The sequence below is a fragment of the Erythrobacter sp. F6033 genome (assembly GCF_023016005.1).
In the GTDB taxonomy this organism is placed as follows: Bacteria; Pseudomonadota; Alphaproteobacteria; order Sphingomonadales; family Sphingomonadaceae; genus Erythrobacter.
Map to the genome: position 1 here is coordinate 304,307 of NZ_JALKAZ010000001.1, position 13,210 is coordinate 317,516.

A 13,210-nucleotide genomic window follows, 5' to 3' on the forward strand; every position below is an offset into this window, starting at 1 on the left:
GCGGTCACAACTCTCTCAATCGAGAAAATGGATCATAGCGCAGCGCCGCTCTGCGGGTAGGCCGTCATCTGCCTCATTGGCGAGTTCACCTGCAAGACGCGGATGCGCGTCCAAGGCGGTGACTTCTTCGAAGCCGAGCTTGCGATAAAACGGACCGTTCCAAGGCAGATCGCGGAACGTTGTAAGGGTTAGAGCCTTGAAGCCAGCATTGCGCGCGTCGATTTGGCAGGCGCGAATTAGGCCAGCGCCAATGCCGTTACCCTGATGCGCGGGCAAGACATCCATTTCCCAGATGTGCAGTTCGCGCCTGAAAGGCTGAGCAATGAGAAAGCCAACCATCTGCTCGCTGACAAAGCTTACCAAACAGTGCCCTTTGCGAATGAGCACACGGAGCTCATCTGGTTCCCAGTGGTCGTCAAAGTCGAGATTGGCGAGATCGGGGTCGTCCGCAAAAAGCGCGGCAGCAGCGATTTCGATTGCGGGCATGGCATCGGAATCATCGGGCCGCGCCAGTCGGAGCGACCAGTTCATGTCGCTGCTCATTCCTCGGTCCGGATCAAAACCGTCTCACCCACCAACATGAACAGGAAGAACGGCGCCCACGCGGCGAGAAATGGCGGGTAGCCGCCAAAACTGCCCATCGCGAGAGCCGCATTGTCGACGACGAAATAGGCAAACCCCAGCGCCATCCCGATAATGGCGCGCACAAATAACTGCCCCGAACGCGCCAGACCGAAGGCCGCGATTGAACCGAGCAGCGGCATAAGCATCGCTGAGAGCGGTCCGGAAATCCGGTGCCACCAACTCGCGCGCATTTCTGACGTTCGCCGACCAGCGGCATCAAATGCGTCGATTGTTTCTGATAACTCCCAAAACGACAGGCCATCGGGATCAACCGATTGCAGGTCGATTTGCTCTGGTGTCAAAGCTTCGCCAACGACAAGCGCGTCGATCTCTTGTGTTTCCGCACTACCAACGTCGAAACGAACCGGGCTTTCGAGCGTCCATCCGGGCGCGGCATAGCGAGCGCTGGTCGCTTTGATTTGTTCGCGAATAATGCCGCCCGGGCCGCGCTCGTACCATGTCACATTGGAAAGCTGAATCTCTTCACCTCTACCTGTGAGTATTGCGGCGGTAAGGATATTCGATCCATCGGTGAGATAGACGTTCGAGCGTATTCCGGTGTCTTCGGGAATTGGCCCGTATTCAGCCGCTTCCCACGCTTTCAAAGCCGAGTTTGCACGGGTCACAACACGCTCGTTAAAGGCAAAGCTTAGCACAGCAACAATGCCGGCTGTGAGCAGCAATGGCGCGAGCACTTGATGCGCGGAAAGGCCCGCGGCTTTCATCGCAACGACCTCACTATTTTGGTTGAGTGTTACCAATGTGATGAGCGTGGCAAGCAAGACCGAATAGGGCAGGAAGCGCGAGATAAGTTGCGGTATTCGCAGCCCCGCATATCTCAGGATTTCACCTTGGCCATTGCCCTCCGGCGTCAAAATTTTCCCTGTCGCAGAAAGCAGGTCAAGCGCCATCAATACCAGCACCAGCATGATCAGTACGGCAAAAATCCGCACGACAAACATCTTTGCCAGATAGATCGTCAGCGACCGTGAGGGGAAGAAATCGAGCTGCATTGTCTCTCGCCTATGGCTGTCTATTCAGCCGGAGACAATTGTGGATTGGCATCTTCGGGCAGCGCGGTCTTGGGCCTGCGCCGTTTGAACAGTTTGCCGATTTTCTTGCCGATCTTGGCAAACACGGTTTCGAGTGCACCAATCGCCTGTCCGCCGGGGACATGCGCAACGCGGTAATACATCCATAGGATGAGCGCAGCGAAAATGACGAATGGCCCCCAAAGGGCGAGGATCGGATCAATGCGTCCCAGCGTCGCCACGTCTTCGCCGTACTGGTTCACCTTGTGATATGAAACGACCATGATGATCGATACGAACACTCCAAGCGCGCTGGTTGATCGTTTGGGCGGGATCGCCAGTGCCACGGCCAGTAGCGGCATGAGGAACATCATCACGATCTCGACAAGCCGGAAATTGAACGTCGCTTGACTGGCATCGCGGTCTTCCTCCGCACTGCTATCATTCCAACCTATGCTGAGCAGTTCAGGCAGGATGTATTCGCGCGTCTCATTCCCGCGTGATCGAAATTCTTCAATCGCGGGCAGATCAATCGGCAGATCATGGCGGCTGAACGAGAGAACACGCGGGGTCTCGCTTCCAGTATCTTGGACAATCGTGCCTTCGGTCAGGCGCAGGATGATCGTATTGGGATCATCGGTCGTCGCCATGAATGTGCCTTCGCGCGCGCTGATCGACAGCACCTGATCTTTCTCATTGGCGACGCGGGCGAAAATGCCTTTCAGCTTTTGCCCGTCGTTTTCGCTTTCTTCGATCCGCAAGGCCATACGGTCAGCCAAGGTTGTGAATTCGCCAACCTTGATCGAAGCGCCAAGCGCACCAGAGCGCAGCTCGTACTCCATCTGCTTGTAATAATAATTGCTGAGCGGCTGGACGTAAAAAACCAGCGCCACGTTCACCGCCACCAGTACCAACGTGATCGCATAGGGCACCCGCAAGAGGCGCCAATATGATTGGCCAACCGCGCGCATTGTGTCGAGCTCGCTTGATGTCGCTAGTTTCCTAAATGCGAGGAGAACGCCGAGCAGGAGGCCCAAGGGTATCGCGAGGCTCGCATATTCCGGGATCAATGCGCCGAGCATCTTGAAGACGACGCCGATCGGGCCGCCCTCCACCGCGACGAAATCGAACAACCGCAGCATCTTGTCGAGTGTGAGCAGCGAAGCCGCGAGCGCAAACACGCCCAGCATCGGCACGATCACCAGCCGGAAAATATACCGGTCAATACTGGGAATAAACTTCAGCACGGGTATTGCGGCGGCCTTTGGCAATTAAGATTTCAAGTGTTGATCAGCGCCATAGCGGGAAAATTCGGCGCGGTCATGCCCTCGATTTGCGAACACGCATCGCTACCAGAAACGGCTACCCGGGCCGCCTTTGAATGGGCCGGCCTCATACTGGCTGATCCAGCCGCCATAGAATTGGCCCGGTTGCGGTGTGATCACTTCGCCGTCAACCATGCACGCATCAAGCGGGTCCGGGTAGAACGCGATATGATCCCGAATGCCTGCAAAGCTTGGAGTTGGCTCCGGGTAGGACCAAGCTACCGCCTCCAGGCGATTGCCGCCGATGATCAAGTCCCAATAATGCGCCTGTCCCTTCCACTCGCACATGCTGCGGCGCGAGTTGGGCGTGAGCAGCTCCATCGCGATGTCAGATTGCGGAATGTAATAGGTGGGTGGGTGGCTCGTTTCGAGCGTGCGCAAGGCATTCGTACTGTCGGCGACATCTATGCCATGGTGGCGCACCTGGATCCGGCGCGTGGTCGGTTCACAAACAGCAGGGCGGGGGTAATCCCAAACGCTTTCCTGCCCGTCTTTTGCCGGGTCTGGATCAGGATGCCCGAAGAGGCTCACCGGATCGGTTACGCCTTTTCAAGCGTGCATTGCAGCGGGTGCTGGTTCTGCTTCGCGAAATCCATCACCTGATTCACTTTTGTCTCGGCGACTTCGTACGTGAAAATGCCGCATACTCCGACGCCTTTCTGGTGAACGTGCAGCATGACGCGCGTTGCGGCTTCCAAATCCATAGAGAAAAACCGCTTGAGCACCATCACTACGAACTCCATCGGGGTGTAGTCATCATTGAGCAGCAGAACTTTGTACTGGCTGGGTTTTTTCGGCTTGGTCCGCGTTTTGGTGGCGACGCCGGTTTCGCCTTCTGTACCGCCATCCTTGTCGGCATCACCGTCATCCGCGCCAATCGGCACGAGCGTCAGCGGCAGCGTCAATTCTTCAAAGGCGTGGCGGGGTGTCGACATGAGGCTCCATTATGGGATTAGTATCGGTGATCGCAAGAGGTGAGACGCTCTCAATAGCGTGAATGGGATTAACGATACGTCGCCAAACCCGTTCCAAACCGCATTGTCAGGGGCCCAGACAGCAAAAGGCCGGACAGACGCAATGGTCTATCCGGCCTGGCGCCATGCGCCCACTTCATAAACCGGGATTGGGAGAGAGAGGAGAGGCCCGGTTCAGAAAGGAATTGCTTAGGCTGCTTTCGAGAATTTCTCGGTTGCAACGCTTACGCGGTTCGAAATTGGTGCGAATGCATCGTTGTAGAGCTTCACCCATGCTTCGGTGCGCTTCGAACCATAGCCGACGACTGCGTCGAAGTTACGACGTGCGAGCTCACCCTGCATCTGGAAAAGTTCGGTTGGTGATTTAACAGCAACCATTTTCTTCGCGTCTGCGGTTACAGTCTCAACAACGGTCTTGCCGGTTTCGACATTGTCCTTGGCCAGTTCCTGAGCGCCGGCGAAGAAGATTTTTCCGCTTTCGACGACGGCTTCGACGTTGGCTTTGTTGAACTCGCCGAACTCACCAGCGAACTCGCCGGCATTGTCGTAGGCAGCTTTTACGCGCTCTTGAGCGGTCGCAGCCATTTCTTTGGCAGTGGCGGTGAAATCAGTTTTTTCTGCAGTTGCCATGATGGTGTCCTTAAGTTTGGTGACCGGACTTGCGGTCGTTGTTTTCGGTGCCGCTTTCTTTGCAGCGATCTTTGTTTTGCGAACCGGCGCCTTCGTCGCGGCAGCTTTTTTCGCTACCGGCTTCTTGGCGGGTGTTTTCTTCGCGGCGGTTTTGGCTGCGACAGCTTTTTTGGCCGGAGCCTTCTTTGCTGGAGCCTTTTTCGCTGCTGTGCGCTTGGCCGGTGCCTTCACTGCCTTTTTGACAGCGGCTACTTTCGGCGCAGGCTTCGGAGCGTCGGCTTCAACGGCTTCGGCTACCTTAGCGGCGCTGGCGGTCTTTGCGGCTGCTTCTTCGTAAGCTTTTTCAGCAGCGACATCGATCTTAGATTGGGTTTTGGCGTCTGCCATAATTTCCTCACTTCATGTTGCACTGCACAAAATAGGCATTGCAACTGCGAAGTCAAGAGTTTTTTGTGCAGTGCACAATAAGCGGGTTTGCCGTTGAAATTGTTATGGAAAAGCTGCCTCAGCGTGTCTTTACATAGCGGCCCGGTGCATCTTCGATCACTTTATCACCGCGTCCGCCAGGCTTCCTTTTACCGGTCGCGGGCACTTTTGCGTCATTCTGCCGCTCCAGCCATCCGAGCCAATGCGGCCACCAACTGCCCGGATGCTCCTGCGCGCTTTCGACATAGGCTTTAAGTGAAGGCGCGTCGCTGTCGCCGACCCAATATTGGTATTTGCCAGCCGCTGGTGGATTGACCACGCCCGCAATATGCCCCGATCCGGCCAGCAGGAATTCAAGCGGTCCAGAGAAGTGATCCGTAATCCGCCACACGCTTTCGGCAGGGGCGATATGATCCTCGCGCCCGGCCTGAACGAAGCTGGGTGTTTTGACGCGCGTCAGATCAATCGGTGTCTCGTCGGCAGATAGTGCGTCGGGCACGACCAGTTTGTTGTCACGGTAAAGATCGCGCAGATAATCATTGTGCCACTTGGATGGCAGGTTGGTGACGTCGCCGTTCCAATGCAGCAGGTCGAAGGCCGGATAATCTTCACCAAGCAGGTAATTGTTGACGACATAGTTCCAGATCAGATCCTTGCCGCGCAGCGCATTGAATGTCGCCGCGAGATAACGTCCGTCCAGATAGCCTTTCTGCGAGAGCTTGCCGATCATATCGAGATGACCGTCTTCGATGAAGTGTTTCAGCTCGCCGCTTTTTTCAAAATCGACCTGCGCGGTGAAGAAGGTGGCGCTTTTCACTTTGTCCGCTTCATCGCGGCGCGCGAGCAAGGCGAGGGTCGCGGCCAGAGTGGTGCCCGCCACGCAATATCCGATGGCATGGACATGCGGCACTTTCAGCCGCTCACGCACTGTGTCGATGGCTTCGATCTGTGACCGGATATAATCGTCCCACACGACATCGGCCATGCTTTCATCAGCGGACTTCCAGCTGACAACGAACACAGTAAGCCCCTGATCGACCGCCCATTTGATAAAGCTCTTCTTCGGAGTCAGGTCGAGAATGTAGAACCGGTTGATCCATGGCGGGAAGATAACCAGCGGCACTTCGTACACGTCCTTCGTCGAAGGGCTATACTGAACCAGTTGGAACATCGGCGTCTCATAAACAACCTTGCCCGGCGATGCGGCGAGGTTTTCTCCGAGAGTGAAGGCATCGGGATCTGTATGGGTCAGCTGGCCGCGTTTCAGATCGGTGATCAGGTGGCGCATACCGCGCACCAGATTTTGCCCTTTGGTCTCGACAGTCCGTTTCATCACGACCGGATTGGTAAGCAGGAAATTATCCGGACTCATGGCTTCAGACAGGGCCGTGACCGCAAATTGAAGCTGCCTGCGCTTCTCTTTGTCGAGGCCTTGCATCGATTTGACCGACTGCTGAAAATACTGGGTCAGCATCAGGTAGTTTTGATGCAGCAACGCAAAGGCGGGATGATCGCGCCATGCAGGGTCAGAGAAACGGCGATCCTTTATCGGCAATTCCGCGTCTTGTTCCGCCGCTGCATCGCCGCCGGTCGCTTTCGCAACAAACCTTTCGGCTACACCTTTCCAGAGAGCCAAGGAATCCTGCGCGAGCTTGGTCTGCGCTTCGAACCCTCCTTGCGGGAGTTGCTTCGCCATGCTTTGCGAGATCACTAGCCACTGGGCTGGGTCCAGCAGGTTCTTACCTTTTGCCGCGCCTTCGGCAGCTTGCTTCGCCTGATGCGTGACAAATTCGAGCCACATCTTTTGCAACTCGGTGCTCGATTTTGCCCATTCGCCCAGATCACCGGTCGCGATTCCATCGGGAAGCAACCCCTTAAGGCCATCCGCCAGATCAGCACCATTGCCGGGCATCGCCTGCGCGAACATATCCTGCATCGTCTTCAGCACATCTGCGAGAAAGGATGAGTTGCTGCTGTCGTCGTTCGTCATGGCCTGAGCTGTCCTGATATCGCGAATCCCGATTGCCGGAACGCGCATTTGTGTATCGCGAGAACAACTTTAGCGAAAACGCCTTCCCACATCGACTGTTAATGGCTTAAACGGAAAATTACGTCCGCAGCCATTTTGATTGCGCGGATATGGGTAGGAAACGCAATGGACGAACAATTTTACCGCATGAAGCGGTTGCCACCCTATGTGATCGCTGAAGTGAATGCGATGCGGCATGCCGCGCGTCAGAGCGGGCAGGACATTATCGACCTTGGTATGGGCAACCCTGATCAGCCCCCGCCGCAGCATGTCATCGACAAGCTTTGCGAAGTGGCCGCGAAGCCTTCTGCTCATGGCTATTCGCAGTCGAAGGGTATTCCCGGCCTTCGCCGCGCGCAGGCGGACTATTATGAGCGCCGTTTCGGTGTCGATCTCGATCCTGAGAGCGAAGTTGTCGTTACAATGGGATCGAAGGAAGGGCTCGCAAGCCTCGCCAATGCGATCACCGCGCCCGGAGACGTGGTGCTGGCTCCAAACCCATCTTACCCGATCCATACATTCGGATTTATTATCGCCGGCGCGACCATCCGGTCTATCCCAACGACGCCGGACGAAGAGTATTGGCGGTCCCTAGAGAGTGCGATGAACTTTACAGTTCCTCGGCCCAGTGTTCTGGTTGTGAGTTATCCGTCAAACCCGACTTCTGAGACTGTTGATCTCGCGTTTTACGAGCGCCTTGTTGCTTGGGCCAAAGAAAACCAGGTCTGGGTTTTGTCCGATCTCGCCTATTCCGAGCTGTACTATGATGGCGAACCGACGCCTTCGATCATGCAGGTTGATGGCGCGAAAGACATTGCTGTTGAGTTCACAAGTATGAGCAAAACCTATTCCATGGCCGGTTGGCGAATGGGGTTTGCTGTTGGCAACAAACAGCTGATCGCGGCCTTGACGCGGGTAAAGTCCTACCTCGACTATGGCGCCTTCACGCCCATTCAGGCAGCGGCCTGCGCAGCGTTAAACGGACCGCAGGACATCATTGAAAGCAATCGCAATCTTTACCGCAAACGGCGCGATGTCATGGTCGAAGCGTTTGGCCGGGCAGGGTGGGATATACCTCCTCCAGCGGCCTCAATGTTTGCATGGGCTCCGCTGCCTCCCGCTTTGGCGGAAATGGGCAGCCTCGAATTCTCCAAGCAATTGCTGACCGAGGCCCAAGTCGCTGTCGCGCCGGGTGTGGGTTATGGTGAGAAGGGCGAGGGTTTTGTTCGGATCGCGATGGTCGAGAATGAACAGCGCCTTAGACAAGCAGCCCGCAATGTAAAAAGGTACTTATCTTCTCTCGGGGTAAATAGCGCGGGAACTTAGTTAAGTATTTCAAGGGTTAAGAATTCCCCATAAATTTGGGGGAGCAAAGCGGTATAAAATGCATTAACTAACGAAGTCGATAATTACATGAAGGAGGAAGGGATGCCGCCCGAAGCGGCGCGGCCACTGACCGAACGACAGCAGGCCGTGATTGAGCGAATAGACCGCCGCATGCCAATTAAGGTGATTGCGCAGGAACTTGGCGTGTCCGAAACCCGCATTAATCAACACATTCGCGCCCTTAAGGACATCTATAGTGCGGGAAGCTTGGGAGAGCTTGTCGAAATCTATCGCGCTTCGAAGACTCAAGAACAGAGCGCAATTCCGCCTGAAGTTGTGACAGGCGCCCCCTCTATAGGTGACGGCCACAAGGGCTTCACAGAATCTGTATATAGCAAAAATCAGGTGCCGCAGCCGACCCAGCCAAGCGATATAGGCAATCGGGTTGACCGGGGCGAGCTTGTGATGAGCGATGCTTTCCCGCTGATCGAACAGGCGCCGTGGCTGCGCCCAGACGAACCAAAGGTTGTCCCCGGGGTGCTCGACGGCGAACATGCCGTTTTGTTTCGCCTCGCTGCGATAGTCGGCATCGTTTTTGGAATGATGGCAGCTGTGGCGCTGTCAGTGACCGCAGCGGTTGCATTGAGCGAGGCAATGGACGGTTCGGAACGCGTCCCCGTGAGTGAGATTCAGCCTACCGTTTGAGCAATGGCAGGCAGGGACATTTCCTATGGCCGACCATGCTTATTGCGACACCCCGTATCACCCCGAATTTCGCTGGACGTTAGAGCGGTGTTTGTTTGAAACTGTCGTCGCGCCTGTGCAGAGTGCATTGATCAAAAGATCGCGGCATCCTGTTGGTTCACTCCTTAGACTTCTTATGAAAGTTTGAAGGGGCGATCATGATTTCTGTTCTGGATCGCGCGCCTCTTCGCGCCATCAATCCTCGCGAAGCACAAACTGTATCCATCGTCGAGCGCCTTCGACGTGTGGTGCTAGCCGAGCCCGCATATCGTGAACGGTTCCACGCGATCTTTCTGGATGCCGCGCATACATATGTTTCAGACGCTTCGATGGGCGCAGGCACGACAGCATTCCTCAAGCTGCGCATGCGGGACCTGTTCAGTAAAGCTCTATCGGTCGATGCGCGTGGCCTGATTATTGCGCACAACCATCCATCGGGAGACTGTCGTCCAAGCCAGCTGGATATCGTCGAAACGGCTCGACTTAAGGAGTTTGCCGATGCGCTGGATATTGAATTGATCGACCATCTGATTTTCACCAGAGACAATCTGTATTCGATGCGCGCCGGAGGGAAGTTATGAGCGCGAGCGCTGTCCATTCCATATTCCCTGACAATGCCACATTGATCCCCCGGTTTCGCGAGGCGGGGGATGTTACTCTTGACCTGTTTCACCGCGATGGGCGTGTGGAGGCGAAATGGATCGGCTTTCATCCTCGCGAATTTGAATTGCTTTGGAGGCTTGCCGAAGAACCAGGTTTGCGGATGACGAAGAAGCAATTGCTTGCTGATGTCTGGCGCCTAGATTTCGAACCGGAGAGCAACAGCGTCGCGGTTCATGTCGCGCGAGTCAGAGCGAAATTGTCGAGTTTCGGTCTCGACAATATCGTCGCCACTCATCCCGATGGCGGCTATTTTTTGGACACGCTACCAGAGCAAAGCGTCTTTTCCTTTGGTTCTGGTGTGACTTAAGCAGCGTTGACGATCACCTGGGTTAATTCTTGCGGCTGGACCAAGGCGGATTCCAGAGCTAGTTTCAATGCCGAACTTAAATGACTTCGAATGAGGATAGCCTGATGTCACACGCACCGACCCTGTCAAAGAATGACCGTGTTTCGATCGAATTGGGCGAAGATGGTGTTGCGCAGGTGCGCCTGACGCGCGGCGACAAAATGAATGCGCTCGACCCGGAGATGTTTGAGCGGATTATCGAAGCGGGCAGCGTGCTTCACAATATGAAGGGCCTGCGGGCTGTAGTGCTTTCAGGGGAGGGACCCGCCTTTTGCGCAGGTCTCGATACTTCCAGTTTTGCCCGTACGCCAAGCCCGGATGAGCCTGAGTTGACCGAACGAACCTATGGCAACTCCAACAAGTTTCAGCAGGTGGCCATGCAGTGGCGGAAATTGCCCGTGCCTGTTGTGGCAGCGATGCACGGAGTTTGCTTCGGCGGTGGTATGCAGATCGCCAGCGGCGCCGATATCCGCGTTGCCCATCCGGAAACCCGTATGGCAATCATGGAGCTCAAGTGGGGACTGGTGCCTGATATGGGCGGATATGCGCTGTGGCGCGGTCTTGTCCGGGATGATGTCCTGCGCGAGCTTATCTACACCAACCGAGAATTCAGCGGTGAAGAGGCGCAAGGCCTTGGTCTTGCGACTTATGTCGATGCTGACCCGCTCGCCCGTGCAACGACGATTGCCACTGAAATTGCTAGCCGCAATCCACACGCAATCCGTGCGGCAAAACGGTTGCAAGCGGGAATGATTGAGCGCGATACCGATGCTATTCTTCTCGAAGAAAGCATCGAACAGCACGGCATCATGCGGACAAAGAATCAGGTCGAGGCGGTCATGGCCGGAATGGCCAAACGCGCGCCCTCATTCGAAGACGTGTGACCTAACCAAACACCGCAACGCACTGGATGCCGTCTAGCACTTGGTGGCCTTCGCTATCCCACATCCGCAGGCGTTCCGATGAATAGCCTGCGTCGGCATGCTGGCTCGCATTTTCGGCGAGATACCAGCCACCTTCAGACCGAGTGTGCGGATCGAGCACGTTGAATGACCAATTGATTGAGCTGATCGGTCCCATGCGCTGCATGATACGCATGGCACCCGGCGGATTCACATCCCCCATCAGCACCAGTTTGCTGACCGGATCGAGCTCGTGATCCTCAGTCAGCCGCGCCCAGCGACGAATTGTAGCGCCGCGCTCCGTATCTTTTGCCTGACCATGCCGGACATCGAAATTTTTTTGGATGAAGGCGGGGCCTTGTCCCTTCATTGCTTGGGCAGCGTCTTGAGGGTGGCCGGACCATTCCTGCGGCGGGGTAGCTTGCCGCGAGGCATTGGCTTCGCGCTCAGCCGCGAACAGCCAGAATGCCGTCAGGGCAACCTTGCCTTCAGATAGGATTTCGCTCCGTACCTGAGTGACATTGCGCCCCTGTCTGACGATCTCGGCGTTCAGTTCAATATCCTTGCCAACCGGAGCGACAAAACCGACTTGAGCGGCCCGCAGCGGAGGGAGATCAGTGAAAGCGCGCTGCGCCATCGTAAAGGCCACAAGCGCCGATGCACCGCCATAGAGCGTGCGCCCTTGCATCCAATCGTCTGCCTGTATCAATTGGGCAGGGCCGGGCTTTCCAGTGATCGGTTCGAGTAAGCTTGCAATAGTCATGTGGGTAGTTGTGCCTGCTTCCAAGCGGTGGGTCCAGATTGACGTTGCGTCACATCTTAGTGAGCATCGGTTCCAGCTGTATTGTGTCATTCAAATGCGAATGGCGGATTGCCATTGTACGCACGAATCGCTAGTGCGCGCCTTCGCTTGTCGCTTTTGTTGCGTCAGGTGGCTCGGCCCGATGGCGGAGTGGTTACGCAGAGGACTGCAAATCCTTGCACGCCGGTTCGATTCCGGCTCGGGCCTCCACTCTTTTTGCGCGCAGGAATTTCCACCAACCCAGCGCGCCTGTGCCGCTTTAGCTCAGGTGGTAGAGCACATCATTCGTAATGATGGGGTCAGAGGTTCGAGTCCTCTAAGCGGCACCAGTGCTTTCGGCAATAAATCTCGGCCCATGCGGCGAAAGTAGCTTCCGGCTAATTGCTGCTTTGGGTCCGAAGTGGGGCGCTACGGGTAGTAAACCCAGCGCTGACCTAGTGATCGATCCTTCGCGACGTCGCTAGCGTACCGTCTTATGAAATGCCTGAATTTGGGCCGCAAGCGGACTGACCGTTCTGCGTCGCAAAGTGCAACAAGCCGCCATTGATTTACCAGTGGGAGCTAACAAAGGGGCAGTTCTCTCAGCTGCACTCTTGCTCTTTCAAGTAGTTCGCTCGCACCGCAATACGGGAGTGACGGGAGGCTGGCTGTCAGCCGACGTCCATTAGAAGCGCGAAGTGGCGCTCACCCTTGGCGAATTCGTGGTTGCCTCTCACGGGAGCTAAAAGAGGGGCGAAAGTTCTTCTCGGAAACCGCATGCCTTCGCAGAGGGGACGGTGTGCAATGGGCGGCTTAGCGTGAATTGAGCTCATTGAAAATACTCGACAATTGCTCATCTAAGCGACATTTTGATTGCTGGAGAGGTTGCAACATGGCGAAGAAAATGTCGGCTAAAAAGTTATACTCGGTGCGTCTTCCTGGCGGGCGCAGCAGCGAGCAATGGAGTGAATTTTATAGTGGGGTCGAGAACATGGGCGGCAAGTCACCTGACTTCGCCGGAATAACGAGTGTAGCGGTCATCGCAACTCATCAGTCCGCGAGCATGGTTGAAACGATTGTGGGTTCCGACATGCACGATCCGTCGGAATTGGAAATTGAAGAGATTACCTCTGATACACTTGAGGACGGAAGCCATACCATCTTTGCTAGTTTGATCCGAAATTACTATCTTCCTTACGGGGATTATCCATCCGTTAAAGAATGGTTCGAAGATTAGCTGATCAAAGTCTGAGCTTTTGGCAATCCAAGACTGGCGGGCATTGGGCCGAAAGCGGACCGTCAGCTTTGAGGTTTGAAGTCAGTTACTTTGATCAGTCAGCGTTCGACCCAATTGCGGACATAATCAGAAATAGATCGCGCGGATGCGGCCTCTGTGATTCGCGTTAAGA

General features: G+C 55.6%; 14 protein-coding genes and 2 tRNA genes. 8 read left to right on the forward strand and 8 right to left on the reverse strand.

Annotation, left to right across the window (positions count from 1 at the left end; translation table 11 throughout):
- Window positions 1-15 precede the first annotated feature (15 nt).
- From MWU39_RS01540 to phaC, 7 genes are all read right to left on the reverse strand, one after another.
- Window positions 16-531 (reverse strand): GNAT family N-acetyltransferase, encoded by a 516-nt coding sequence (locus tag MWU39_RS01540; protein WP_247158216.1) that lies wholly within the window; start codon window positions 529-531, stop codon window positions 16-18.
- An 8-nt stretch (window positions 532-539) separates the two neighbouring features.
- Entirely contained in the window at window positions 540-1,637 is a 1,098-nt protein-coding gene (gene lptG, locus MWU39_RS01545) for an LPS export ABC transporter permease LptG (RefSeq protein WP_247158217.1), read from the reverse strand.
- A 20-nt stretch (window positions 1,638-1,657) separates the two neighbouring features.
- Entirely contained in the window at window positions 1,658-2,899 is a 1,242-nt protein-coding gene (lptF, locus tag MWU39_RS01550; protein ID WP_247160279.1) for an LPS export ABC transporter permease LptF, read from the reverse strand.
- A 105-nt stretch (window positions 2,900-3,004) separates the two neighbouring features.
- Entirely contained in the window at window positions 3,005-3,511 is a 507-nt protein-coding gene (locus MWU39_RS01555; RefSeq protein WP_247158218.1) for a DUF427 domain-containing protein, read from the reverse strand.
- Between the two features lie 8 nt (window positions 3,512-3,519).
- Entirely contained in the window at window positions 3,520-3,915 is a 396-nt protein-coding gene (gene clpS / locus MWU39_RS01560; RefSeq protein WP_247158219.1) for an ATP-dependent Clp protease adapter ClpS, read from the reverse strand.
- 228 nt (window positions 3,916-4,143) lie between these two features.
- The gene (locus MWU39_RS01565) at window positions 4,144-4,971 is read right to left on the reverse strand and encodes a phasin family protein (RefSeq protein ID WP_247158220.1); all 828 of its coding nucleotides are present in this window, start codon (window positions 4,969-4,971) and stop codon (window positions 4,144-4,146) included.
- Window positions 4,972-5,089: 118 nt separating this feature from the next.
- Window positions 5,090-7,000, reverse strand: coding sequence for a class I poly(R)-hydroxyalkanoic acid synthase (phaC, locus tag MWU39_RS01570; protein ID WP_247158221.1), 1,911 nt, complete (start codon window positions 6,998-7,000; stop codon window positions 5,090-5,092).
- Window positions 7,001-7,165: 165 nt separating this feature from the next.
- Between phaC and MWU39_RS01575 the strand changes: the two genes are divergently transcribed.
- The 5 genes from MWU39_RS01575 (at window position 7,166) to MWU39_RS01595 (ending at window position 11,002) form a co-directional block, all read left to right on the forward strand.
- Window positions 7,166-8,365 carry an LL-diaminopimelate aminotransferase gene (locus MWU39_RS01575; protein ID WP_247158222.1) on the forward strand — a complete coding sequence of 400 codons (1,200 nt, stop codon included), beginning with the start codon at window positions 7,166-7,168 and terminating at the stop codon, window positions 8,363-8,365.
- A 102-nt stretch (window positions 8,366-8,467) separates the two neighbouring features.
- Window positions 8,468-9,070 (forward strand): hypothetical protein, encoded by a 603-nt coding sequence (locus MWU39_RS01580; protein WP_247158223.1) that lies wholly within the window; start codon window positions 8,468-8,470, stop codon window positions 9,068-9,070.
- Between the two features lie 197 nt (window positions 9,071-9,267).
- Entirely contained in the window at window positions 9,268-9,690 is a 423-nt protein-coding gene (locus MWU39_RS01585; RefSeq protein WP_247158224.1) for a JAB domain-containing protein, read from the forward strand.
- Window positions 9,687-10,079: a winged helix-turn-helix domain-containing protein gene (locus MWU39_RS01590; RefSeq protein ID WP_247158225.1), complete on the forward strand. Its 393-nt coding sequence runs from the start codon at window positions 9,687-9,689 to the stop codon at window positions 10,077-10,079. The genes MWU39_RS01585 and MWU39_RS01590 overlap by 4 nt, the downstream gene beginning before the upstream one ends.
- A 104-nt stretch (window positions 10,080-10,183) precedes the next feature.
- Window positions 10,184-11,002 (forward strand): crotonase/enoyl-CoA hydratase family protein, encoded by an 819-nt coding sequence (locus tag MWU39_RS01595; RefSeq protein WP_247158226.1) that lies wholly within the window; start codon window positions 10,184-10,186, stop codon window positions 11,000-11,002.
- 1 nt (window position 11,003) lies between these two features.
- Here MWU39_RS01595 and MWU39_RS01600 read toward each other — a convergent pair whose 3' ends face one another.
- On the reverse strand, window positions 11,004-11,783 hold the full coding sequence (locus MWU39_RS01600; RefSeq protein WP_247158227.1) for a thioesterase family protein: 780 nt from the start codon (window positions 11,781-11,783) through the stop codon (window positions 11,004-11,006).
- Window positions 11,784-11,958: 175 nt separating this feature from the next.
- Between MWU39_RS01600 and MWU39_RS01605 the strand changes: the two genes are divergently transcribed.
- The 3 genes from MWU39_RS01605 to MWU39_RS01615 all read left to right on the forward strand — a co-directional run bounded on the left by MWU39_RS01605 (window position 11,959) and on the right by MWU39_RS01615 (window position 13,038).
- Window positions 11,959-12,032, forward strand: a tRNA-Cys gene (locus MWU39_RS01605).
- 43 nt (window positions 12,033-12,075) lie between these two features.
- Window positions 12,076-12,151: transfer RNA gene (locus tag MWU39_RS01610), tRNA-Thr, on the forward strand.
- A gap of 542 nt (window positions 12,152-12,693) precedes the next feature.
- Complete coding sequence (locus MWU39_RS01615; RefSeq protein WP_247158228.1) at window positions 12,694-13,038, forward strand: hypothetical protein; 345 nt, start codon at window positions 12,694-12,696, stop codon at window positions 13,036-13,038.
- The last annotated feature ends 172 nt before the right edge of the window (window positions 13,039-13,210 follow it).

Coding starts and splice junctions, on each gene's coding strand:
- MWU39_RS01540 (WP_247158216.1), bottom strand. CDS start 531: ATGAACTGGTCGCTCCGACTGGCGCGGCCCGATGATTCCGATGCCATG.
- lptG (WP_247158217.1), bottom strand. CDS start 1,637: ATGCAGCTCGATTTCTTCCCCTCACGGTCGCTGACGATCTATCTGGCA.
- clpS (WP_247158219.1), bottom strand. CDS start 3,915: ATGTCGACACCCCGCCACGCCTTTGAAGAATTGACGCTGCCGCTGACG.
- MWU39_RS01565 (WP_247158220.1), bottom strand. CDS start 4,971: ATGGCAGACGCCAAAACCCAATCTAAGATCGATGTCGCTGCTGAAAAA.
- phaC (WP_247158221.1), bottom strand. CDS start 7,000: ATGACGAACGACGACAGCAGCAACTCATCCTTTCTCGCAGATGTGCTG.
- MWU39_RS01575 (WP_247158222.1), top strand. CDS start 7,166: ATGGACGAACAATTTTACCGCATGAAGCGGTTGCCACCCTATGTGATC.
- MWU39_RS01580 (WP_247158223.1), top strand. CDS start 8,468: ATGCCGCCCGAAGCGGCGCGGCCACTGACCGAACGACAGCAGGCCGTG.
- MWU39_RS01585 (WP_247158224.1), top strand. CDS start 9,268: ATGATTTCTGTTCTGGATCGCGCGCCTCTTCGCGCCATCAATCCTCGC.
- MWU39_RS01590 (WP_247158225.1), top strand. CDS start 9,687: ATGAGCGCGAGCGCTGTCCATTCCATATTCCCTGACAATGCCACATTG.
- MWU39_RS01595 (WP_247158226.1), top strand. CDS start 10,184: ATGTCACACGCACCGACCCTGTCAAAGAATGACCGTGTTTCGATCGAA.
- MWU39_RS01600 (WP_247158227.1), bottom strand. CDS start 11,783: ATGACTATTGCAAGCTTACTCGAACCGATCACTGGAAAGCCCGGCCCT.
- MWU39_RS01615 (WP_247158228.1), top strand. CDS start 12,694: ATGGCGAAGAAAATGTCGGCTAAAAAGTTATACTCGGTGCGTCTTCCT.